This window comes from Flavonifractor sp. An92 (genome assembly GCF_002159175.1).
Lineage (GTDB): Bacteria > Bacillota > Clostridia > Oscillospirales > Oscillospiraceae > Pseudoflavonifractor_A.
Window position 1 is genome coordinate 104,183 of sequence record NZ_NFGZ01000001.1, and the last position, 22,211, is coordinate 126,393.

Sequence of the window (22,211 nt, forward strand, 5' to 3'; positions counted from 1 at the left end):
ATAGAATGTCCTTACAAATTAAAAGAGGGGCCGCCAAGCGGTTTCCTGACCACGTACCAAATCCTACTCAATCGTCTCAGACAAAGTACAACATAAAACAAACCCCGGAAGAAGGTTTATACTCCTCTTCCGGGGTTGTTTTTAAGATAACCAATTATTGTTCCGCCAGAGCTTGTTTCAACTCTTCCTCAAAGGCCTGTACCTTTTCCATGCACAAGTCCAGTTTCCCAAAAATCTCCTTTTTATCAACGGACTCGCCGAGCTTCTCGCTCTCCGTACGGAAAATCGTCCACCATTTCCAGCCGTCTTTTCTGGGCCGGACGAAGGGCAGAGAACTGACCCGGTCGCAGGTTTCCAAGAAGTCTTCCGTTGCGTTCTTGGAGCTAAGGGCCAGTTGAATATGTATCTTGTCTCCCGTGCGATTGACGATTTCGTAAAAGTAATGGTTCTCTGTGCCCCAGCCACTGGGAGCGCCGGGGATGGCCGGGAAGATTTCCGACATCTGATCCGTTGTAAAGCGGGTCAGGGTACGGTTACATTTCGCCAGATTTTCCTTTACTTCCGGCCGGCTTACTGTCCACTCCCGCAGGATACCGGCAATCTCGGAAAGACGCTGCCCCAGTGCATCCTCGCTCTGCAAATATGGGAGGACCGCATTACAGATGGCGTCGCTCCATTCCGCATGGAACTTTGCCATGCGGGGCCAATCTCCCTCATCCGCAATACTCACATCTTTCAGCTCATAAGAAATCCAGGACGCCTTATACTGGTCGGCCCGCACCCAATTCAGGGAGATTCCAAGTTCTTCCTCGATCTCGGCCTTATGGCTGTACAGCAGATCAAAGGAACTCTTATTCCATGCGGTATCGCTGCTGCCCAAAAAGAAGTCGATCCGTGCTCCGTCATAATTGGCGATACACTGCACCGAGCATCCGCTGATTCCAAAGAAGCCCACCACGGTATTGGATGTGCTGGGGCTGACGTTGCTGAAACTGCCCCGGTGCATATGCTGCTTCTGGATGAGTGGCAGGGCATAAGTCCAGTACCGCCTGCGAAGTTCAAACCGGCTGGCCTCCGCCATTTTTTCGCTGTCCGGATCTTTCAGGTAAAACACCAACTCCATGGGGTCCACATCATAAAGGGCAAACAGCCGCCGCAGGATCGACAGTTTCATCGCTGTGCTGGTATTCTTCTCAAAGTAAATCGTGTCGTCAATTTGCAGCGCACTACGCAACTCGTTTCCGGTGCCAGAGACATACCCCGCAAGGTCCGTCGCCTGGTCCGCGCTGCACGCCAAAGCTGAAAGGACAGACTTATCTTTCTGGTGCAGGAACTTCACCACATGTTCAAACATGTCTGTCCAACTGGCTGCGGGCTGCTCCGTATTCAGCAGGCTGTATTTCACAATCTCCCGGCCGGTGAGATCCACATCCTCATCATCCAGCGTGCAGGAATCAAACTCCTTTTCCGCCGGCTTAAAGTCCGTCTGTGGGCAGGGCCAGATCTGGAGAGCCTGGGCAACCATCTCGCTGCTTCGTTCTTCCAGTTCCGATAGACCCCAGGCATCCTTCTGCCCGATCTTCTGGTTCATCCGCAAGCCACTGTTCCGGTATCCGCCTTGCTTGTCGTCCCGCTTCTCCCGGAAACTTTTGTTGCTGAGATTAGGGTTGTATCCGGTCAGCGTCAGGTTGGCCAGGCGGTGCAGCCATGTCGCATGGATCTCTGCCGCATTGGGTCCCAGCTCCTCCGTCCAGGCCGGCGTCAGGTGCTGGGGCATGATGTGCTCAATGCTGTACTCATTGTTGTCTAAATGGGCGTAAACATCCTTGGTCTCCACGGTGCCGAAGTTCTCAAACCGCTCAAACAGATATGCCTTGTATTTGCCCCGCATCAAATAGACCTGCTTAACCGCCAGGGCATCGGCAAATTCCTGGTCATCCGGAAAACGCCCACTCTCTCGTTTGGCCCGCAGGGCATAGATGCATTTGTCCACATAGTTATCGGCGGTATTGTCGTAGCGCAGGATCTCTTTGTTGAGCGTCAAGAACACCTTGTTTAACGCATTGGTGGGGACTTCACAGATGTTCCGCCGGAAGAGGTAGTTCTCCGTGATCTCGAAAACATCCCGCACCGCTTCCACAGAGAGTTTGCCATCCTGATTCAGCCGCAGCACCTCCATCAGGAAGGGGCGGGTCACCGTGATCTCCAGGCGGGCCATGCGGTACAGGCAGTTATCCAGCCGCTTCTCTCCCAGCCCACTTTCACAGGTCAGAAGCTTTTCAAAGAGCCGTGCATACTTCAAAAGATCCTCCAGCAAGGCCTCAATGGGCAACTGAACCTCCTCCACATATCGCTTGAATGCCTGGTAGATCGTGTTGACATTGGGAGTCATCTGCTGTTTGATACTGAGATAGTCCCGGACAAAAGAGCTGACATCATTCCGGGTACATTTCTCAATTTTCTCCCAGTACTCGGTGTAGTACTTACTCTGCTCTTTGGATGGAAGGCCCATGAGAATGTAATTGCGGATTTTATCCCCTTCCGCAAGAGCCAGGCCGGTGGAGTTCAGGCTCTCAAAAATCAACTGGGCATTGTCGTCCGGTTCCAGCGTAATACTGATGATCTCCAGCTTGCCGATGGCGGCATACAACTCATCGACGGAGACCTCTTCCTTCAGCAGAATATCCCGGAAAAACAAATAGTTGAGGGTCAGGTTGGAGGCACGGTCATAATCCTCCTCCGGGCCAAACAATTTGGCCAGAGCAGCCCGGTCGCTCTTGACAGGATGAAGCTTGATCCGGTCGTCCTCGCTGGCCCAGGGCGCAATGAGAAAGCGCTGACTGATCTGCTCGTCGAGCCTGGCTTCCTTGGACGTCAGGTTTCCTTTTGCAATCAGGTTACAGAGAGCCAGGAGCAGTAGGGAAACGGTGGTCAGGCGCTGCTGACCATCTATGATGTGGTACTCGATTTTGCTCCCGTTGGGAACTACCGACGAGACGATGCTTCCGAAAAAATGACTGGAACGGCCATTTTTAATGACTTTCTTGAGGTCCTCATAAAGTTGGCGGCAGTTCTCCTGTCTCCAGTCGTATTTCCGCTGATAGACAGGGATAATATATCGTTTATCCGCACCTTCCATGAATGCGGTCATTCTGGTCTCTGAACCCTTCATGAAACGCACCTCTCTTTCCTCTCGCAAAACTGTTCGCTATAAAATTCCATTTTAGTATAACATAACAGCAGTGATGTATCTACCCGCACATTATCAAAGTCCATTTTACTTCCAGGCAAACCAGCCAGCAAACAGCACTTCTTGCACAATACCTCTCTTTGTTTACAGTCCCATAATTTCTGAGTCCCTGACGGCACAGAAGTGATTTGCTGATCCCGGTTCTCGAAGTTATCATTCAAGGCAGAGAAAACCAGCCCGAGAACAGTCTCAGGCCGGTTCGTGTATTTATGGTGTATATCGCTTTTGCTTGGTAAGGGACATTGGCATTGATCTTTACTATAATTATATCAATTTCTTCAAATGATATAATTATAGTAGCCAATGATAAAATTATAATCCATTGACCAGTTTCATCTCAGTCCCAAGTATTGAATACGATCTCACCAACTGTTTGCGGATTCCAATAACGGATCTGCTCCAGTTCTTCCGGGCTCATCTCCCCGCACAGGCCATGCCAGTCCTGGTTCAACTCGTTGGGGCTCAGAACCCACACTGGGCCATCCCACAGTTGCAACCAATCCGGTGGACTGATAAGAACAAATCTGCTGGCGGCGTCCCGCTGGGCAAAAGTTATGTAGGGATAATGGATGTTCTGCAAAATAAAGACGGACTGGTCATATACGCTGAGTTTGGCAGAATAGAAGTTTCTTGGGTATGTATCTGTGTCCAATTCTGTCACAGTCCCGCCGTTTTTCCAGGCCAGTGCATGGCACATCTGACAGAACGCTTTCTCATCCAGAAACAGAGGCGGCGCTTCGTTCACGCTCCAAAATCCAGTGATTCCTCTTGAAAGTATCATGTTATCACCATCAGCACATTAGATCATCAATGCAGTTCCCGTTAAGATCAAAAATTGCGGTGTAAATTGCCACATAACTGCCCTCATTATCGTAGATGTCCATACTGAAAGCGATGCAAAGTAAAGGCGAGTCATACATATAGTTTTTCTCGAATGCGGCAATTTTGCGCTTAAACTGGTAAGTTTCCGCCACAGTCCGGTAATCTGCCCTCATTTCTCTCTGAAAATCTTCCGGGCCATCATCGTACCAATTCTTCAGGTACTCCATCATGAACCGCATGGTTTTCTCGAATATTTTGTACTTTTCAAGGTAGGCGTCAAATGGTATTCCGTTCAGTAACATCTCGCTCATGACATACAATCTTCCTTTATCCGATCCTATTCTGAAGAAGAAACTTTTGCAAAGCCTTCTGTCCAGTGGCGCTGGCCAACCCGGTAGGTATCCAGGCTCCACTCTTGCCTGCTCATCTGCTGTTGGGCTTCCCCCATAGCTCTCTGGGCTTCTTCAAAATCCGCATAACAGGCGCTGCACCAGACATCTGTCTCATCCCCCTCTGCGTCCTCGTCCCAGCCCCAAATCATATGGACTTTCTGCGATTGGCCGATTGTCCCAACCACCAACTTTTCTGTGATCTCATAGGTACAGGGGTAATCCCGGAATCCTGGGAGAGCAGATAAGTAGTGTTCCGCTACTTGCCGGGCCTTTTCAGTGGATTCGAACAGGCCGATGAAAAAGCCTTCCTGTCGCTCATTAAACAGCATTAAGCCGTATAGCATATTTGTCATATGCATCTTCCTTCTGGCCTGTTTAGTCTCCCAGGCCGGACAAGCCGTATCCATGCTCCATGGCTACATCACATACATGACCCAATTCATCCGCAAAACGCCGGATCTTTGGGAATGACAGGCCATATTGCTGGATCAATCTGTTTTCTTCTGTGCCATGTTCTTCAAGCCACTTTACAATGGACTGCGAAAAAGTCTTGATTGCCGGAACCTGGTCCGCTTCCAGTTGGGTTTCCCTGTATGGATCAAATTGGTAATAGTATGTATAGTTTGTGTGTTCGTTTCTGGTATCGTACAGGAAGCCGTCTATTCCTTCCGGTTCTGATACCACGTGATGTTTCATCGTTTTTCTGGGGCTCACCGATACAATCTCAAACGCATGGTTAAGGTCTTTGGCTGCAACTATCTCAAGTGCCATCCTTCCACTGTCCTTTCTTTTCGTTATTTTGCAGGGTATCCCTTACTGGTCTTCTTCCGGCCAAACCGGCTTTCCCGGAGTGCCGTCCCCGTTGATATAGTAGCCGTCTACGATGGTTCGTACACCGCCACCAAAACTCCATCTGTTCTCCTCGATGAACGTCAGGAACCTATCCAGGAACTGGTCCTCTGAAAACTCCATCGGCACCTCCACGCACCCTTGGAACTCAAACTCCTTGCGGTGTGCCTTAGCAATTCCAGCACTGGGCGCGATCACGGTGACCTTAGGCGGCTGCGCTGCAATTACATCTACAACAAGTTTGGTTCCCACAAACAGCCAATGGACAGTGTCCTCAGGAAGCAGGGCGCTTCGTTCTCGGAGCGTATTCAAATATTCAGAGTCTGTACTTTTCCAGAAAGACCACGCCTGCTTAGGATCGGAGATCCAGAGATCTTCCCGGTAACATTCCCCGGACAGTTGATAACTGACGATGGATTCCCAGGTGAGCATCAGTCGCTGCCCTTCCAGTTCCTCTTTGTATTTCCCATCCGGCAGCAAAATCAAGGTGTATCCATCCGGCCTCATCCATACATCGTCCACATCGTACATCGTGTCCAGGTTATCATAAGGATACCATTTTTTAAATATTTGCTCCATCCTTTGCCTCCGTTTTGCCCCGTGTTTATTCCTTACTGTCCACCCATATCAAAACTTTTCTGCACCTGGGACAATGCCATGCGGGGTTCTCCGCCAGGGTAGAAGGAATGGTAATGGTCTGCCGGGTAAGCGATCCCGCAATTCCTTTTTTCCTCTTCTCTGTCTCTGAGGTAAACTCATACCAACTTTCAAAACCAGCGCCAACGCACTCCGATGTGCCTTGCTCCATCTCAGCGCCACAATCCAAACATTTCATAGGTCAATGTCCTCGCTTTCCGGCTCCTCAAACGGCAGCCTGATCGGATAAAAGTCCAGCACAAAGTGCTCCTCATCAATTCCTGTATTGGGATGGCAGTCAGAGCGGCCAAAGGTCACATCCCCGATCCGGTGGGTGAAGTCCTTGGGGCAGCTGCCAAAGACGATATACTGACAGACGCAGTATTCCAGGTATCCGTTCTCGTCCGGCTCCAGTGGAGAAGTCTCAAAGGGCTTTTCGATGTCCACCCCCAGGGAGTCCAGATACCGGGCCACCTCCGGATAGGCCGTCTTGACCCTGGCGCAGTAGTTTTGGCAGTAGGCACAGTCACAGATGTTCTCTGGGCCAAGATTGCGGTAATAGTTCCTTGTTTTTTCAATATCCGGTTTCATCACGGCTTCTTTCTCCTTTTCCTCACGATAGCCTTCAAAAACTGCAAGTAGCCGACAAGCGCAATTCAGAAAAATTCCTCTTCTGAAAAGGCCCTGGCCTTCAATCACAAATACCAGAAGAAACAAGCTGGAGATAGCGATGAGAAACACAAAGGATATGAGGGCGGTGCAGAGAATCCGGATGGTTCTGGAAACCTGCTCTGACTGCACCGCATCCATGCAGCCCTGAAATAAAAGGTCAAGCCACATCTCTTCCCCTCCTCACACCAAGAGCCACTTCTGTCCGTCCGGCATTTGGCGGAGGCTTCCCGGTATCCGCTCCAGCACTTCCCCGGTATCATAATCCCGCACCAGAAGCTCCTCCCGGTAATCCGGGTCCTCATACCAGACCGAAGTATACAGCCTGTTTCCTTCCAAAAACTCAAAAAATTCATGGTCCTCTATCGTAAAGTCCCGGCGTTCCGGCCAGATAATCTGAAACTGATTGTCGTGGGCTGACCGGGTTAACATAAGCGGTGATGCCTCCAGCATGAGATTATAGCAGTCCGCCACGATAGAGAGAGGCAGCACCGCCAGCGGCTCAGCGGTTTCCTCTGCTTCGTAGAAGGTCAGAACGCGAATCTCTTCCTTTGGAAAATCTACCATCAGCAGTACCACCCGCCCGTCATGATACACCGGTCTTCCAAGATATTGCCCCGGATTTGTGCGTACCGGCTCATAGAGCGTGCCCTCCGGGCAGCGGACCAGGACAAGCCGGTTTTTGTCGATGGGATGGCCGTTGCGGAACAGTTCCTCCGCCTCATATAAATCGTTGCTGGCATAGTCGGCACCCCAGTACCATTCGCTGCTGCCAGGCAGTGGCTCCAGATTGGTGATCCCGTTTGTGATGATGCGTTTCATATCATATCCTCCGGCTATGTCTTGATGCAGTTCTGAGATTATATCATAGCAAGCGGAGGATTCTCATGAACATTCTCTTAAGGTTTCTTAATCTTTGGGAGCAAAATGCCTCTTTTTGTTTACAGTCCCTCAATTTCTGAGCCGTGGACGGCGCAGAAATGACTTGCTTAATCCTGTCCACAGAGGTACAATGCAGGCAGTTAGAAGCATGAAAAACGCTCCCCGTCCCTGTCGGCGAAAGGCACCGGCAAGGGCTGGGGAGCGTTTCTGACCACAGAACCTACCACACACCGTTCCGGACCACACGGAAACAGTATGGGCAAAGAGGCACAAAGATGAAGTGGAGCGGAGCGGAAACGGCTAAAAATGGCCAGAAATGCTCAAAAAAAGTTTTAGGTTCTGGTTCGCATCCGTAAGGTCGTCGGTTCGATCCCGATTAGGTCCACCAAACTCGAGAGATCTCGAAATGAGATCTCTCGAGTTTTTTTATGCTTTCAGGATGCACGATAGGACATCCTCTTGTCCCCTTTTGGGTGTAGGAAATCAAGAACGCCGGGCACATATCGTGACCCGGCTTCCGGAGAAAAACCCGTAATTTATCGGTGAACCCATTTATGCGAAACAGCTGAACGGAACGCATACTTTGGTACTTCTACATTCCATTTTGCTTTTGCGCAAGAAGATTTGATTAAATGCACTCCATCAAAATTTCGTAAATCTCATCGTGGGTAAACTGCTGATAACCGTTGGGCAGCAGATTGGTGCTGTCGGCTACCTGCCGCAGAAGCTCGGGCGTGATTTCCGTTCTGGAGCGCAGCTGTGACAGTTTGGTGGGCAGGCCGCATTCCTTGATGAAGGCAGCTAACGCCTCCACCGCGGCCACAGCCCCGTCCACACCAAAGACAGCCTGACCCATCCGGGCGAACTTCTCCGGTGCATCCTTTACAATATGGCGGTAATAGACTGGATGGAGCACCGCCAAGCCCTGCCCGTGGTTACAGTCTGTGTAGGCCCCCAGCTGGTGCTCAATCTGGTGGCATTCAAAATCGGTCCGGCGGCCCACCTTCAAAATCCCGTTTTCCGCCATGGCGGAGGTCCACATCAGATTGCTCCGAGCGGTATCATCATTGATGTCCCGGAGCAACGTCCGCATATTGACCACCGTGCTGCGCATGATGGCCAGAGCTACCTCGTCCGATACATTGTCCCGGTCGGAGCGACCGAAGTAGGTTTCCATGGCGTGGCTCAGCGTGTCAAAGGCCCCTGAAAGCACCTGCATCCGGGGCAGGGTCATGGTATAGTCCGGGTCGAGAATGGCAAACCGGGGTGCGGCGGCGAACATTCCACCTTTAATCTTGGCGCTCTCGTTGGTGATGACGGCCCCGCCGTTCATCTCCGCTCCGGTGCCGGAGGCAGTGACCACTGCACCCAGGGGGATGGGTTTGCCTGCGGGGATACCGTGGCGCACCATCTCCACCTCCCACAGATCCTCATCCGTGACAGCCTGGGCGCAGACAACCTTGCAGCAGTCCATCACAGAGCCGCCGCCCACCGCCAGTACCAGGTCGATTTTGTTCTCCCGGGCCAACTTAGCCCCCTCCCGAACCTTTTCCCAGGTGGGATTCGACATGATGCCGGTAAACTCCGTGACCGTCTTGCCGTTCTCCTTCAAAATACCGGCAATCTCGTCATAGACACCATTCTTCTTGATGGAGCCGCCGCCGTAGGCCAGCAAAACATTCGGACCGTAGGCGGGCAAAATGTTAGCAAGGTGCTGTCTGGCCGCCCCCTTTCCAAAATAGACCTTGGTAGGATATTCGTAAACGAAGTTTTCCATGGAGAACGCTCTTTTCAGCGGATGAAGTATGTTCAGACTTTCCGACTCAGCCCGGAAAGCATCTCCACCACAGCGGGGTCCCGATGGTCAAAGAAGGAGCTGACGCCGGTATCCAGGGCGGCAATCGCATCCATGTCCTCCTGGGGCAGGATGAAGTCGAACACATTGAAGTTCTGCTCCATGCGCTCCCGTCGGGTGCTCTTGGGGATGCAGACGATCCCCCGCTGGAGCTGCCAGCGAAGCACCATCTGGGCCACGCTCTTGTGATATTTCTCCCCAATGGCAGTCAGGACGGGATGATTATGTCCCTCGGCAAAGGGCGCCCAGCTCTGCATCTGCACGCCCTTGGACTTCATGTACGCCTGGGCCGTTTCCTGCTGGAAGAAGATGTTGCACTCCACCTGGTTCACGGCGGGGGCAACCTCGTGGAAGGCAATCAGATCGGCCAGCCGGTCGGGATAGAAGCTGCACACGCCGATGGACCGGATCTTGCCCTCCCGGTACAGTTCTGTCATCGCCCGCCAGGCCCCGTAGTAATCGCCCAGAGGCTGGTGAATCAGGTACAGGTCCAGGTAGTCCAGGCCCAGCCGCTCCATGGAAGCGGCAAAGCCATGTTTGGCCCCCTCATAGCTGGCGTCCGAGATCCACAGCTTGGTGGTCACAAACAGCTCTTCCCGGGGGACGCCGCTCTCCTGCACTGCCTTGCCAACTGCCTCTTCGTTCCCATAGGAGGCAGCGGTGTCGATGAGCCGATAGCCCACATCGATGGCATCCCGCACCGCCCGCTTGCACTCTGCCGGGTCTTTGATCTGGTAGGTCCCAAAGCCCAGCAGAGGCATCTTGATACCGTTGTTTAAGGTCACATTGGAACCGGTAACACCTCCCTGGGGAAACCGGTTCTGAAATACTTTGTCCATACCAATTACCGCCTTACTTCTGCTCATCCACGGGAGGCACCATTTCCGCGTACTTCTTCAGCATCTCCGGGGTGCTGTGATAATACCGCTGTTTCTGATCCATGGCAGCGATTTTCGCCATTTCCTCGTCCGTGAGGGAGAAGTCGAACAGATCCAGGTTGGCCTTGATGTGCTCCGGGTTCTTGGAGCCGGGGATCACGATGTTACCGGCCTGGATGTGCCAGCGGAGGATGATCTGGGCGGTGCTCTTACCGTACTTTTTGCCCAGCGCGGTGAACAGAGGTTCCTGCCGGAGTGCCTTGTCCCCGTGTCCCAAGGGATACCACGCCTGGATGACGATACCTTCGTCGGACAGAAAGGACTTCAGCTCCTTTTCCTGGGAGTAAGGGTGGACCTCCGTTTGGAGAACGGCAGGCTTTACCTCGCAGATGTCCAAAATCTCCTGGATCTGTCGGGTGTTGAAGTTGGACAGGCCGATGGCCTTCACCTTGCCCTCCTGATATGCCTGTTCCATCTGCTTATACCCGGCCACATAGTTGCCGGCGGGCTGGTGGATGAGCAGCAGGTCAATATAGTCGGTATCCAGCCGCTCCAGGGTCTTATCCACCGCGTCCGCCTGTTCATAAAAGCTGGGCCACAGCTTGGTCTCCAGGAAGATGTCCTTGCGCTCCACACCGGACTCCTTCATGGCACGGCCCACCGCTTTTTCGTTCACATAGGCGTTGGCGGTGTCGATGAGCCGGTAGCCGCACTGGAGGGTGCTGAGGACGGAGGTCTCCGCTTCATCCGGCGTCAGCAGAAAGGTTCCGATACCCGCCATCGGCATGTTCACGCCGTTATTCAAAGTCGCAAATTCCATATAAGTCATCCTTTCATCCTGGAATATTGTAGCCGTAGTCTCCCCGTGGGAGAAGTCTCGAAAAGTTTCGCTCTGTATACCTTTTGGTTTACAGTTTTTTGCCGAGCTGGTAGGCCTCCTGGAACGCCTTCGTGTCCATGACCTCACCTTTCTGATAGACGCCGGAGCCGTAAACAGTCCCCTTCACCGCAGAGGCGGACTTCTTCAAACGGCACCGCAGAGCATCAGCCAATTCCGAATCCTCCGTGGGCAGCTCCAGTTCCCGCAGAAATTCCACAAAAGCGCGGACACCGGCCTGGGCCGTTTCCTGATCGAAGCGCCCCGTGTCATCAGTCCCCCACACACGGCGGGCCAACTGAGCCAGAACGGCGGGATGCCGCTCTGCTTGTGCCTTATTATAAAAAAATCGAGACCTCCGCAGAAGTCTCGAAAAGTTATGCAGTATATACCTTTGTGTTACAGCTCGTACACCGTTCTGACCGCCTTGAGGAACCGCTTCACCGTGGCGGAGGGCTTGGGGGAATGGAACAGGCCGAAGGGAATGGTATAGTCCCAGTCCACCGGGATAGTTTTGAGCAGCGGATGGATGTTCTTCCAGTTGTCGATGGTCATCAGAATGTCGTTGGAGTTCTCGCACTGATTGAAGATGTCGATGCTGAGAAAGTCAAAGTCCACGATGTGGATCTCTGGGTGATCCCGCCAAAGCTCGTCCCGCATCTGGTCCAGATAGCGGTTCCAGCCCCGGCGGATCATCCGGAAGTTCTCTCCGTGGAGGTCATCCGCCGTCAGGCAGGCTTTGGCGGCCAGCGGGTGGTAGATGGAGACTGCGCAGCGGACGGGCGCGCGGCTTAGTTCCAGAGCGGCACACTGGCGGGTATCCAGCAGATTTTGGTCATAGGGACCGGCCACGATGTCGATGTTCTGTCCCAGATTGCGCAAGATTTCCCTCGCGTTCTCCGGGGTGTTCTCATAGGGCACCAGCTGGAACTTGATGTCCGGGCAGTGCTGGTGGAGGCTGGGCCACAGATCCAGCAGAAATTGCCCCGGTGTCATGGGGGAGGTGCCGATACGGATGACCTTGTCCCCCTCCTCCGCGGCGTTCTTGGCCCGCACCACCGAGTCCTTGCAGTATTGGATGATATACTGGGCATCCCGGTAGATCGATTTGCCCGCCTCGGTGAGCTTCAGGCCCCGTGGACTGCGGACAAAAAGCTGGAGATCCACCCCCGCCTCCAAGGAGGTGATCTGCTTGATGACGGCCGGCGGCGTGATGAACAGCTCCTCCGCCGCTTTATTGAAGCTCCCCGCATCCGCCACCCGGAGGAAGGTCTCAAGCTGAGGATTATACATCATATGCGCCACCGCCTTTCCGCCCATGCCTTGGGCCCTGTTTCAGAATTATTTTACTGTCTTTTGCCGAATATGGCAAGAAAAACACACGGGCAGGCCTCGTACTGCTCCTGCCGCTGTGTGAATTTTCTTCCAGGAACACATCCCCTCCTCTTGACAATCGAAGCGCCCCTGTATATAATCGTTTCATCAGTTAGTGCCTGCTAACAGCAGTGGGTGCTTTCCTTTTATCCCTTGATTAGCAATAGCTAACCATATAGTCGGACCACACAGGCACACGCCGATCGGATCATCGAGACAGGTCGTGAGAAACTCATGCTGAAAGAATACCTTTTTCGCCAACATGCTCTGCCTCTCTGCTGGAGCAGCCGAATGCCCGGGGTCCAGACCTGCCGTTTCGTCCTGCCGGAGCCAGACCAGGCCCCTGTGCAACCGGTTCCGGTATGCGGTGTCCCGCTCCAGTTTGAGGTCTTTTTCTGCCTGACCGGCCGCCTTACCGTCCAGCCGCTGCAAGACGCGCCTGATACGGTGGAGGCGCCGGGGCTCTTTCTTCTCTCCGACAGCTCGGGGCTGCGCGCCTGCCAGTACAGCGGAGAGCTGGGCGGCATTTTGGTTGCGGTCGACGCCAAAGCTGCCAAAGAAAGCCTGATGACGGTCTGCTCCACCCTGGGCATGGACCTGGACACCCGGTTTGTCAAGGAAAAGATGGCGGTGAAAAAAGGCTGCATGGCTCTGCACGGCACCCCCTGGGCACAGGCGGTGTTTGAAACCATTCGGTGCCTGCCCGCGGAAGCCCAGGAGCGTTACTGTGTGTTCAAGTCGGTCGAGCTGCTGTACCTGCTCTGCACCGAAACTCCCGCCCCGGATGGCATTGCCCCCGGCTTGAACCGCACGGTATCGCACAGCCTGTTGGAAGTCGGGACTTATCTTCAGGCACATCTGTCCGAAAAGCTCACCATCGAACTCCTCTGCAAGCAGTTTTCCATTTCCCCCACCTGCTTGAAAGAGGGGTTTCGCCGCGCCTATGGCGTCCCGATCCACACCTATCTCGTCCAACAGCGCCTCCAGCGGGCCCGAAAGCTGATCTGCACCACCAGGACGCCGATCCAGAAGGTGGCCCAGGCCGTGGGGTACGAGGGTATGAGCCAGTTCAACGCGGCATTCAAGCGGCATTATGGCATGACCCCCGGACAATACAGAAAAATGTCGGAAACCGCAACTCCGCGTCCGTTTTGACAGCGACAAGCCTTTTGATTCCCGGTATAATAATCAGACATTCCACCCTCTCAAAGGAGTGACAGCCATGAAACAGCATCGTTTTTGGGCCTGGGGCGCCGTGATCTGTATGGTCATGGTCATGGTCACCGGCTACAAACGGAAATAAGGGAAAGGACGATCATCATGAGCGTGTATACGAAACTGGCCTGCTTTGCCACCGGTGCGCTGTTCGGCTCCTTCGGCGTCAAGCTGCTGTCCAGCAAGGACGCCAAGAAGGCCTATGTCCATGTGACAGCCGCCGGTCTGCGGATGAAGGACTCGGTCATGGAGACTGTGACCACCGTGCAGGAGAATGCCGCGGACATTCTGGCCTCCGCCAAGGAGCTGAACGAGGACCGGGCGGCGAAAGACGCGGAGGAAACCGCCGCTGCCGTTCTGGAGAGCGAAGAAACCTGATATCCGCAGAGGGAGCCGCCAGCGGCTCCCTCTTTTCGTGAAGGAGGTACCTATGAACGCAACCATTTTGCACGAAAGCCGGGGGCGCATCCGGCTCCGGCTGCGGCAGAAGCAGATGACGCTCGGCCAGGCCGACTTGCTGGAGGCGTGGCTCCAGGGGAAGCCCTGGTGCCGGCAGGTCACCGTCCATGAGCGCACCGGCTGTGTCATCCTGTACTACGATGGGGCGCGCCAGACCGTGCTGGACGAGATCCGCCGCTTCTCCTGGCGGGAGGCGGAGCAGACCACCGCGCTGCCTGCCCACAGCAGCCGGGCGCTGAACCGGGCATTTGAGGAGAAACTGGTGGGAAAAGTCCTGTGCAAAGCGGCCTGTACGCTGTTTCTCCCCCTGCCTCTGCGGATCGCCCGCACGCTCTGGCACATGGTCCCCTTTGTACGCCGGGGCCTGCACTGCCTGCTGCACCGGCACGTCAAGGTGGAGCTGCTGGATGCCCTGTCCATCACCATTTCCGCCTGTCGGGGCGACTTTGAAACCGCCGGTACCGTCATGTTCTTGCTGGAAGTGGGCGAGCTGCTGGAGGAGTGGACCCGAAAGAAGTCTGTGGCAGATCTGGCCCGGTGCATGTCGCTGAACGTGGATCGGGTCTGGCTGCGCACCGCTCAGGGCGAAGTGCTTGTCCCTGTGTCCCAGATCCAGCCGGGGGACGCCGTGGTGGTGCGCGCCGGCGGCATCATCCCCGTGGACGGCCTGATTCTGGAGGGCGAGGTCACCGTCAACCAGGCCTCCCTCACCGGGGAATCCATCCCGGTCCCCAAACACCCCGGCGGAGCGGTCTACGCCGGGACCGTGGTGGAGGAGGGCGAATGTGTGCTGGAGGTGAAGCAGGCCTCCGGCCAGAGCCGCTATGACCAGATCCTCCAGATGATCGAGCAATCGGAACAGATGAAGTCGGAGGCCGAGAGCAAAGCCGCCCATCTGGCGGACAAGCTGGTGCCCTATACCTTCGCAGGGAGTTTGCTGAGCTTCGCCCTCACCCGCAATGTGGCGCGGGCCCTTTCGGTGCTGATGGTGGATTTCTCCTGCGCGCTGAAGCTGGCCATGCCGCTGGCGGTGCTCTCCGCCATGCGGGAGGCGGGCCGCGCCCACATCACCGTCAAGGGCGGCAAGTTCCTGGAGGCGGTGGCTGCCGCCGACACCATCCTCTTCGACAAGACCGGCACCCTGACCCACGCCTGCCCCCGGGTGGCACAGGTGGTCGCCTTCGGCGGCAACGAGGAACCGGAAATGCTGCGGCTGGCCGCCTGCCTGGAGGAGCACTTCCCCCACTCCATGGCCAACGCTGTGGTGGAGGAGGCTAGGCGCCGGGGCCTGCACCACGAGGAATACCACTCCAAAGTGGAGTATCTGGTGGCCCACGGCATTGCCAGCACGGTCAACGGCGAGCGGGTCCTCATCGGCAGCGCCCATTTCGTCTTTGAGGACGAGCAATGCCAGATCCCGGAGGGAGAACAGGCCCGGTTTGACGCGCTGCCGCCGGAGTATTCCCACCTGTATCTGGCCGTCGGCGGGCAGTTGGCCGCGGTGATCTGCATCTCCGACCCCCTGCGGGAGGAGGCCCGAGACGTCCTGAACGCCCTCCGCGCCCTGGGGATCACCCACACCGTCATGCTCACCGGCGACAGCCGCCGTACCGCCGCGGCCATTGCCGCCCAGGTGGGGGTGGACGTCTTTCAGGCCGGAGTGCTTCCGGCGGACAAGGCGGAGTATGTGGCTCGTCTCCGCCGCGAGGGGCACACGGTCCTCATGGTGGGCGACGGCATCAACGACTCGCCGGCACTCTCCGAGGCAAATGCGGGCATCGCGATCCGCGACGGCGCCGCCATCGCCCGGGAGATCGCAGACATCACCATCGCCGCCGACAGTCTCTGGGAGCTGGTGGAGCTCCGCCGCATCGCGATGGCACTCATGGCGCGCATCCACTCCAACTACCGCTTTGTCATTGGCTTCAACGGCGCCCTGATTGCCCTGGGCATGGTCGGTCTCCTTCCGCCCGCCACCACCGCCACCCTCCACAATCTCTCCACGCTCGGCGTCAGCCTGCGGAGCATGAGCCCTCTGTCCCCCCACAGACAGTTGCACAATGAATAAAAAATGTGCTTGATCCGCTCGTCCTCTTGTGCTTTTTGCGTGGTTGCACATTGCTAACTCCATGTGCTATAATAAGCCCACGATGCGCAGTGCGTGATGCATGGTAAGTCCAATCGCCGCTGCGCATCTTTTTATCTGCATAGGTTAGCTTAAGCTAACCTATGCGAGAAGGGAGAGGATTTTATCAGATCGTATCGCTCCACCATCGTCCTGTTGGTGCTGCTGCTGGTACTGTCCGGCTGTTCGCTGTTTGTGGGTGTCATTGACCTGACACCGTCGGATCTGCTGGCAGGAAACCTGGAACAACTGGAGATCTTCGTCATCTCCCGGCTGCCCCGCCTGCTGGCGATCCTGTGTACGGGGATCGGCATGAGCGTGGCCGGCCTCATCATGCAGCAGCTGTGCAGCAATAAGTTTGTTTCCCCCACCACCGGCGCCACCATTTCTTCAGCCCAGTTCGGCATCCTGCTGGCGCTGCTGTTTCTGCCGTCCTCCACCCTGTGGAGCCGGGCCATCTTCGCCTTTGCCACGGCGATCCTGGGGACCTGGATCTTCGTCTGGTTCATTCAGCGCATCCAGTTCAAGGATGTGGTGATGGTTCCCCTGGTGGGCATTATGTTCGGCAATGTCATCGGCGGCATCACGAACTATCTGGCCTACAAATACGAGATGACCCAGGCCCTGTCCTCCTGGCTGGTGGGCCATTTCTCGCTGGTGCTGAAAGGCCGGTACGAGATCGTCTGGCTGACGGTGCCGCTGGTCATTCTGGCCTTTGCCTTTGCAAACCATTTCAACATCGTGGGTCTGGGCCGGGATTTCTCCAAAAATCTGGGTGTCCCCTACAACCTGGTCCTCTTCTCCGGGCTCACCATCGCCGCCATGATCACCGCCAGCATCGTGGTGGTGGTGGGCTCCATCTCCTACATCGGCCTGATCGTGCCCAATGTGGTGGCCATGTACAAGGGCGATAAGATCCGGGGCACGCTGGTGGACACCGCGCTGTTCGGCGCTGTCTTTGTGCTGGTGTGCGACATGCTCGGTCGGGTGGTGATCTTCCCCTATGAGCTGCCCATCGAGCTGATCGTGGGCATTCTGGGCAGTCTCATCTTCATCGCCCTGCTCTTTTACCGGCTCAAGCACGGCCGCAAGGCCATCCGCCTGGGCGGCGCCGGGACAAGCTGCTGTGCCGCCATGCCCGGCCTGAAGGGAGGTGCGGGCCAGTGAACACCGCTGCTGTGCGCGCCAACCGGCGCAAACTGCTGATCCTGGCGGCGCTCGTCCTGCTCTGCGCAGCGGGCTATATGCTGGTGGAGGTGAACTTCTCCAACCCTAAGCTGTTCGCCTACGCCATGAAGATCCGCGCCCCCAAGCTCATCGTCATGCTCATCACCGCCTTTTCCATCGGCGGAGCCTCCCTGGTGTTCCAGTCCATCATCAACAACACCATCGTGACCCCCTGTCTGCTGGGCATGAACTCCCTCTACACCCTCATCCATACGGCGGTGGTGTTCTTCCTGGGCTCCGCCAGTGTGGTGGCCTCCAACTCCAACCTGTCCTTTGCGGTGGATGTGGTGCTCATGGGCATCACGGCCACGGTGATTTACAGCTGGATCTTCCAAAAGGCAAAGCACAATGTGCTCTATGTGCTGCTGGTGGGCACGGTGCTGACCTCCTTCTTCGGCAGCATTCAGACCACCCTGACCCGCGTGATGGACCCCAATGAGTACGACAGCCTGCTCAGCACCCTGGTGGCCAGCTTCAGCAACATCAATTCCGAGATCATCGTCTTTTCCCTGATCCTCCTGGCCGCTGTGATCTTTGCGCTGCGCAAGGAGCTGGCCCTGCTGGATGTGTTGACCCTGGGCAAAGCCCAGGCCATCAATCTGGGCGTGGACTACGACCGCTGCATCCGCCGCCTGCTGCTGGGCGTGACCCTCTGCATCGCCGTGGCCACCGCCATGGTGGGCCCCATCTCCTTCCTGGGGCTCATCATCGCCAACCTGTCCCGGCAGCTCCTGAAAACCTTCCGCCACACCCAGCTGATCCTGGGCTCGGCCCTGTTCGGCATGATCGTGCTGGTGGGCGGACAGCTCATCGTGGAGCATGTCTATTCCTACTCCGTGCCGGTGAGCGTATTCATCACCGTGGGCGGCGGCCTCTACTTCCTCTATCTCCTCCTGACCAGAAAGAAGGTGTAATCGTGCGTATCCAAGCATTGACCAAACAGTACGACGGAAAGACGGTGGTGAACGGCGTGACCTTCACCATCCCCAAGGGCAAGGTGATCTCCCTCATCGGTCCCAACGGCGCGGGCAAATCCACGGTAATGGGCATGATCTCCCGGCTCATCGCCCACGACAGCGGGTTGGTGGACTTCGAGGGCAAGGACATCGGCAAATGGAAAAGCAAGGAGCTCTCCAAGCGCCTGGCCATCCTGACCCAGAGCAACAACATCCAGATGAAGCTGACCGTGCGGGAGCTGGTGACCTTTGGCCGCTTCCCCTACTCGGGCAACCGGGTCACCCCGGAGGATCAGGCGATCATCGACCGGGCCATTTCCTACATGGAGCTGGAGGAATTCCAGGACCGCTTCATCGACGAGCTCTCCGGCGGCCAGCGGCAGCGGGCGCTGATCGCCATGGTCATCGCCCAGGACACCGAGTATGTGCTGCTGGACGAGCCCACCAACAACCTGGACATCTACCACGCCACCAACATGATGAAAATCGTCCGCCGACTCTGCGACGAGCTGGGAAAGACGGTGATTTTGGTGCTGCATGAGATCAACTATGCGGCATTCTATTCCGATTACATCTGTGCCTTCAAGGACGGAAAAATCGCCAAGTTCGGCACGGTGGAGGAGGTGATGACGAAAGAGAACCTGTCCGATATCTACCAGGTGGACTTTGAGATCCTGACCATTGCGGGCAAACCCCTGTCCATCTATTATTGACATCTGTTTTTCGGTACTTTTTTGAAAAAGGAGCGTTTCGCATGAAAAAAGTCGTTTCTCTTGCCCTGGGCCTGGCCCTGACCCTCTCCCTGGCCGCCTGTTCTTCCGGCACTTCCTCGGCCCCCTCCTCCCCCGCCCAGAGCGAGGGCCCCTCCACCGTGACCATCCAGGCCCTCAACGGCGCCAAGGAGACTGTGGACCTGGAGGTCCCCTATGATCCCCAGCGCATCGCCATTCTGGACATGGCCTGTCTGGATATTCTGGACGCCCTGGGGGTGGGCGACCGGGTAGTGGGCACCGCTGATACCAGTCTGGACTATCTTCAGGATTATATCAATGATGACATCGTCAACCTGGGCACCATCAAGGAGGCCGACCTGGAGGCCGTCATGGCCTGCGAGCCGGACGTCATCTTCATCGGCGGCCGTCTGGCCTCCAGCTACGACGCCCTCAGCGAGATCGCGCCTGTGGTGTATCTGTCCACCGACACCGAGCTGGGCGTCGTGGAGAGCGTTCGCCAAAATGCTACCACCATCGCCTCTATGTTCGGCCTGGAGGACAAGGTGGACGAGCTGATGTCCGATTTTGACGCCCGCATTGCCGCTCTGGCTGAATTTGCCGCCGGCAAGACCGCTATTGTGGGTATGTGTACCAGCGGCAGCTTCAATGTGCTGGGTAACGACGGCCGCTGCTCTCTCATCGGCGTGGAAGTTGGATTTGAGAACATCGGCGTGGACGCCAACCTCGACACCTCCACCCACGGCAACGAGGCCTCCTTCGAGTTCATCGTGGACAAGAATCCGGACTACATCTTCGTGATGGACCGTGATGCCGCCATCGGCACCGACGGCGCACAGCTGGCCCAGGATATTATGGAAAATGAGCTGGTGATGGGGACCGACGCTTATCAAAACGGCCATCTGGTCTATCTGGCCCACCCCGCCGTGTGGTACACCGCCGAGGGCGGCATCACCGCACTGGATCTCATGCTGCAGGATCTGGAGAGCGAGCTGCTGGGCTGAGCCGCCTGACCGCCCCATATCATCCGCCAAACACAGAAATCGCCGCAGGTTGCACTGCGGCGATTTCTGTTTCCCTGACGGCGGTACGAATCGGAAACGGGTCCCCGCCTCACACCAGGAGCCAGTTCTGGCCGTCCGGCGTGGGCCAGATGCTCCCCGGCATCCGCTCCAGGACTTTGCCCGTCTTGAAATCCCGCACCAGGACCTCCTCCCGGTAGTCCGGGTCCTCATACCAGATCGTGGTATACATCCGGTCTCCGTCCAGAAAAATAAAGCTCTCGCGCTCCTCCAGCAAAAACTCCCGCTGTTCCGGCCAAAGAATGCAGAAGCGGTCGTCCTGGGGCGCTCGGGTCAAAAGCAGGGGCGCGGTCTTCAGCATCAGATTGTAGCAGTCCTCCGCCAAGGCGAGGGGCAGCACCGCCAGCGGTTCGGTCCCTCCTGTCTCCTCGTGAAAGGCCAGGATATGGATCTCCTCTTTGGGAAAGTCCACCAGCAGCAGGGCCACCTTCCCGTCATAGTACGCCGGCTTTCCCAGATACTGCCCGGGTTCCGGACGGACCGGTTCATAGATGGTCCCCTCCGGGTAGCGGACCAGGATGCCCCGGTTGCACTGGATGGGGTGTTTGTCCCGGTAGAGGTCGCCCGCCTCGTACAGGTCTCCCCCTGTGTAGTCCATGCCCCAGTACCACTCGCGGCTGCCCTGTAGAGGCTCCAGATAGGTGATCCCATTTGTGGGTATGCGTTTCATGCCATATCCTCCCGGCTATCTCTGGATTCGGTTCTGAAATGATAGCACGGGCCCCTTTGAATCCCCCCGAAGATTCCCTTAACTTTTCTTAATCTCCCCCGGCAGATTCAGCGCGTGTTGCCCCAATAAATCAGCGCCAGCATCCCGGGTCCGGTGTGCGCCCCGATGATCGGCCCGATGTCCGCCGTAAAGACCTCCGCCTCAGGGAAGCGCTCCCGCACCGCCTTTTCCAAGGCCTGTGCCCCCTCCGGACAGTCTCCATGGCCCACCACGATCCGCTTTCCCAGCTCCGGGGTCCAGCCCTGCTCCAGTTTGGCCAGCTGGGCCCGGACGGCCTGCTTCCGTCCTCGCGGCTTCTCCACGACGGCCAGCGCTCCGGTCTGGCTCACATGCAGGAGCGGCTTGATCTGCAGAGCCGTCCCCAGGACAGCGGCACTTGCCGACACCCGGCCGCCCCGCCGCAGGTGGTCAAACACATCCACGGTAAACCAGTGGCAGACCTCCAGACGATGCCGGGTCACCCAGAGGGCCAGCTCTTCCAGGGTGTATCCCTCCGTCTGTCGCATGGCCGCTTCGCAGACCAGAAAGCCCTCCCCCACCGAGGCGCACAGCGTATCCAGACAGATGATGTTCCGGTCCGGATAGCGTTCCTGCAATTCCTCCGCGCAGATCTGCGCCGACTGGAAGGTCCCGGACATGCCGGAGGAAAAGCACAGATACAGAATATCCTTCCCCGCTCGCAGCACCGGTTCAAAGGCCTGCAGGTATTGGCTGGGCGTGATCTGGGAGGTCACGGCGTACATTCCGGCCCTTTGCCGCGCGTAAAAATCCGCCACGGTGATGGTCCCCTCCGGCCCGTAGGTATACTCCCGGTCTCCAATCGCCACCTGCATGGGAAGGACTTCGATGGGCGGCAGGGACGCGAGCCACTGGGGCGCGCAGTCCGCCGTCGCATCGGTGAAGATCTGATAGGATGCCATACTCACTACTTCCTCTCTCCGCAGCCGCCGCAGTTCTTCCAGAGCTCCTGCGCGGTATCCTTCCAGTGTTCCGCGTAGGGCGTGGTCCTGTCGCACAGGTGGTCCACGCTCTCCGGGCTCTGGTATTTGATGCTGACCGCCCCGGGCTCTCTTTTTCTGCCTGTTCTCGGCCGGGTCAAGGCACATTATACGAAAAAACTCCGAAAAGTCATGGGACACAACACCAGGCCGGTCCAAAATTATGACATACCCCGGTCAACGTTACGTTTTGGGACAGCGGGC

At 56.5% G+C, this 22,211-nt stretch carries 23 protein-coding genes; 7 read left to right on the forward strand and 16 right to left on the reverse strand.

Annotated elements, in window-relative coordinates; translation table 11 throughout:
• Window positions 1-154: 154 nt before the first annotated feature.
• From B5G43_RS00565 to B5G43_RS00630, 14 genes are all read right to left on the reverse strand, one after another.
• Window positions 155-3,151 (reverse strand): DUF4268 domain-containing protein, encoded by a 2,997-nt coding sequence (locus B5G43_RS00565; protein WP_343214356.1) that lies wholly within the window; start codon window positions 3,149-3,151, stop codon window positions 155-157.
• A gap of 436 nt (window positions 3,152-3,587) precedes the next feature.
• A complete protein-coding gene (locus tag B5G43_RS00570; protein ID WP_087257813.1) occupies window positions 3,588-3,995 on the reverse strand; it encodes a hypothetical protein in 408 nt (135 codons plus the stop codon).
• A 46-nt stretch (window positions 3,996-4,041) separates the two neighbouring features.
• On the reverse strand, window positions 4,042-4,383 hold the full coding sequence (locus B5G43_RS00575; RefSeq protein ID WP_087257816.1) for a hypothetical protein: 342 nt from the start codon (window positions 4,381-4,383) through the stop codon (window positions 4,042-4,044).
• A gap of 26 nt (window positions 4,384-4,409) precedes the next feature.
• The gene (locus B5G43_RS00580; RefSeq protein WP_087257820.1) at window positions 4,410-4,817 is read right to left on the reverse strand and encodes a hypothetical protein; all 408 of its coding nucleotides are present in this window, start codon (window positions 4,815-4,817) and stop codon (window positions 4,410-4,412) included.
• A 22-nt stretch (window positions 4,818-4,839) separates the two neighbouring features.
• Complete coding sequence (locus B5G43_RS00585) at window positions 4,840-5,235, reverse strand: hypothetical protein (protein ID WP_087257823.1); 396 nt, start codon at window positions 5,233-5,235, stop codon at window positions 4,840-4,842.
• Window positions 5,236-5,277: 42 nt separating this feature from the next.
• On the reverse strand, window positions 5,278-5,892 hold the full coding sequence (locus tag B5G43_RS00590) for a hypothetical protein (RefSeq protein WP_087257826.1): 615 nt from the start codon (window positions 5,890-5,892) through the stop codon (window positions 5,278-5,280).
• Between the two features lie 25 nt (window positions 5,893-5,917).
• Window positions 5,918-6,148 (reverse strand): PF20097 family protein, encoded by a 231-nt coding sequence (locus B5G43_RS17600; protein ID WP_087257829.1) that lies wholly within the window; start codon window positions 6,146-6,148, stop codon window positions 5,918-5,920.
• Window positions 6,145-6,789, reverse strand: a complete 645-nt coding sequence (locus B5G43_RS17605) for a hypothetical protein (RefSeq protein ID WP_242960399.1) — start codon at window positions 6,787-6,789, stop codon at window positions 6,145-6,147. Before B5G43_RS17605 ends, B5G43_RS17600 begins: the two co-directional genes overlap by 4 nt.
• A gap of 12 nt (window positions 6,790-6,801) precedes the next feature.
• Window positions 6,802-7,440 (reverse strand): hypothetical protein, encoded by a 639-nt coding sequence (locus B5G43_RS00605; RefSeq protein ID WP_087257832.1) that lies wholly within the window; start codon window positions 7,438-7,440, stop codon window positions 6,802-6,804.
• Window positions 7,441-8,128: 688 nt separating this feature from the next.
• On the reverse strand, window positions 8,129-9,277 hold the full coding sequence (locus B5G43_RS00610; RefSeq protein WP_087257835.1) for an iron-containing alcohol dehydrogenase: 1,149 nt from the start codon (window positions 9,275-9,277) through the stop codon (window positions 8,129-8,131).
• 32 nt (window positions 9,278-9,309) lie between these two features.
• A complete protein-coding gene (locus tag B5G43_RS00615; protein ID WP_087257838.1) occupies window positions 9,310-10,194 on the reverse strand; it encodes an aldo/keto reductase in 885 nt (294 codons plus the stop codon).
• Between the two features lie 13 nt (window positions 10,195-10,207).
• Window positions 10,208-11,053 (reverse strand): aldo/keto reductase, encoded by an 846-nt coding sequence (locus tag B5G43_RS00620; RefSeq protein WP_087257841.1) that lies wholly within the window; start codon window positions 11,051-11,053, stop codon window positions 10,208-10,210.
• An 88-nt stretch (window positions 11,054-11,141) separates the two neighbouring features.
• Window positions 11,142-11,408, reverse strand: coding sequence for an iron-containing alcohol dehydrogenase (locus B5G43_RS00625; protein WP_143382805.1), 267 nt, complete (start codon window positions 11,406-11,408; stop codon window positions 11,142-11,144).
• A 101-nt stretch (window positions 11,409-11,509) separates the two neighbouring features.
• Complete coding sequence (locus B5G43_RS00630; RefSeq protein ID WP_087258363.1) at window positions 11,510-12,403, reverse strand: LysR family transcriptional regulator; 894 nt, start codon at window positions 12,401-12,403, stop codon at window positions 11,510-11,512.
• Window positions 12,404-12,775: 372 nt separating this feature from the next.
• Between B5G43_RS00630 and B5G43_RS00635 the strand changes: the two genes are divergently transcribed.
• The 7 genes from B5G43_RS00635 (at window position 12,776) to B5G43_RS00665 (ending at window position 20,201) form a co-directional block, all read left to right on the forward strand.
• A complete protein-coding gene (locus tag B5G43_RS00635; RefSeq protein ID WP_242960400.1) occupies window positions 12,776-13,639 on the forward strand; it encodes an AraC family transcriptional regulator in 864 nt (287 codons plus the stop codon).
• A gap of 165 nt (window positions 13,640-13,804) precedes the next feature.
• Window positions 13,805-14,077 carry a DUF6110 family protein gene (locus tag B5G43_RS00640; RefSeq protein ID WP_087257851.1) on the forward strand — a complete coding sequence of 91 codons (273 nt, stop codon included), beginning with the start codon at window positions 13,805-13,807 and terminating at the stop codon, window positions 14,075-14,077.
• A gap of 52 nt (window positions 14,078-14,129) precedes the next feature.
• Window positions 14,130-16,226, forward strand: a complete 2,097-nt coding sequence (locus B5G43_RS00645; protein ID WP_087257854.1) for a heavy metal translocating P-type ATPase — start codon at window positions 14,130-14,132, stop codon at window positions 16,224-16,226.
• Window positions 16,227-16,442: 216 nt separating this feature from the next.
• On the forward strand, window positions 16,443-17,450 hold the full coding sequence (locus B5G43_RS00650; RefSeq protein WP_242960401.1) for an iron chelate uptake ABC transporter family permease subunit: 1,008 nt from the start codon (window positions 16,443-16,445) through the stop codon (window positions 17,448-17,450).
• Entirely contained in the window at window positions 17,447-18,424 is a 978-nt protein-coding gene (locus B5G43_RS00655; RefSeq protein ID WP_087257860.1) for an iron chelate uptake ABC transporter family permease subunit, read from the forward strand. Before B5G43_RS00650 ends, B5G43_RS00655 begins: the two co-directional genes overlap by 4 nt.
• 2 nt (window positions 18,425-18,426) lie before the next feature.
• The gene (locus tag B5G43_RS00660; RefSeq protein WP_087257863.1) at window positions 18,427-19,179 is read left to right on the forward strand and encodes an ATP-binding cassette domain-containing protein; all 753 of its coding nucleotides are present in this window, start codon (window positions 18,427-18,429) and stop codon (window positions 19,177-19,179) included.
• 41 nt (window positions 19,180-19,220) lie between these two features.
• Window positions 19,221-20,201: an ABC transporter substrate-binding protein gene (locus B5G43_RS00665; protein WP_087257866.1), complete on the forward strand. Its 981-nt coding sequence runs from the start codon at window positions 19,221-19,223 to the stop codon at window positions 20,199-20,201.
• Between the two features lie 109 nt (window positions 20,202-20,310).
• Here B5G43_RS00665 and B5G43_RS00670 read toward each other — a convergent pair whose 3' ends face one another.
• Both B5G43_RS00670 and B5G43_RS00675 read right to left on the reverse strand, forming a co-directional pair.
• Window positions 20,311-20,949, reverse strand: coding sequence for a hypothetical protein (locus B5G43_RS00670; RefSeq protein WP_087257869.1), 639 nt, complete (start codon window positions 20,947-20,949; stop codon window positions 20,311-20,313).
• A gap of 107 nt (window positions 20,950-21,056) precedes the next feature.
• Entirely contained in the window at window positions 21,057-21,929 is an 873-nt protein-coding gene (locus B5G43_RS00675) for a DegV family protein (protein ID WP_087257872.1), read from the reverse strand.
• Between the last annotated feature and the right edge of the window lie 282 nt (window positions 21,930-22,211).

Coding starts and splice junctions, on each gene's coding strand:
- B5G43_RS00605 (WP_087257832.1), bottom strand. CDS start 7,440: ATGAAACGCATCATCACAAACGGGATCACCAATCTGGAGCCACTGCCT.
- B5G43_RS00670 (WP_087257869.1), bottom strand. CDS start 20,949: ATGAAACGCATACCCACAAATGGGATCACCTATCTGGAGCCTCTACAG.
- B5G43_RS17600 (WP_087257829.1), bottom strand. CDS start 6,148: ATGAAATGTTTGGATTGTGGCGCTGAGATGGAGCAAGGCACATCGGAG.
- B5G43_RS00610 (WP_087257835.1), bottom strand. CDS start 9,277: ATGGAAAACTTCGTTTACGAATATCCTACCAAGGTCTATTTTGGAAAG.
- B5G43_RS00575 (WP_087257816.1), bottom strand. CDS start 4,383: ATGAGCGAGATGTTACTGAACGGAATACCATTTGACGCCTACCTTGAA.
- B5G43_RS00645 (WP_087257854.1), top strand. CDS start 14,130: ATGAACGCAACCATTTTGCACGAAAGCCGGGGGCGCATCCGGCTCCGG.
- B5G43_RS00635 (WP_242960400.1), top strand. CDS start 12,776: ATGCCCGGGGTCCAGACCTGCCGTTTCGTCCTGCCGGAGCCAGACCAG.
- B5G43_RS00590 (WP_087257826.1), bottom strand. CDS start 5,892: ATGGAGCAAATATTTAAAAAATGGTATCCTTATGATAACCTGGACACG.
- B5G43_RS17605 (WP_242960399.1), bottom strand. CDS start 6,789: ATGTGGCTTGACCTTTTATTTCAGGGCTGCATGGATGCGGTGCAGTCA.
- B5G43_RS00620 (WP_087257841.1), bottom strand. CDS start 11,053: ATGGAATTTGCGACTTTGAATAACGGCGTGAACATGCCGATGGCGGGT.
- B5G43_RS00665 (WP_087257866.1), top strand. CDS start 19,221: ATGAAAAAAGTCGTTTCTCTTGCCCTGGGCCTGGCCCTGACCCTCTCC.
- B5G43_RS00585 (WP_087257823.1), bottom strand. CDS start 5,235: ATGGCACTTGAGATAGTTGCAGCCAAAGACCTTAACCATGCGTTTGAG.
- B5G43_RS00640 (WP_087257851.1), top strand. CDS start 13,805: ATGAGCGTGTATACGAAACTGGCCTGCTTTGCCACCGGTGCGCTGTTC.
- B5G43_RS00675 (WP_087257872.1), bottom strand. CDS start 21,929: ATGGCATCCTATCAGATCTTCACCGATGCGACGGCGGACTGCGCGCCC.
- B5G43_RS00565 (WP_343214356.1), bottom strand. CDS start 3,151: ATGACCGCATTCATGGAAGGTGCGGATAAACGATATATTATCCCTGTC.
- B5G43_RS00580 (WP_087257820.1), bottom strand. CDS start 4,817: ATGACAAATATGCTATACGGCTTAATGCTGTTTAATGAGCGACAGGAA.
- B5G43_RS00615 (WP_087257838.1), bottom strand. CDS start 10,194: ATGGACAAAGTATTTCAGAACCGGTTTCCCCAGGGAGGTGTTACCGGT.
- B5G43_RS00630 (WP_087258363.1), bottom strand. CDS start 12,403: ATGTATAATCCTCAGCTTGAGACCTTCCTCCGGGTGGCGGATGCGGGG.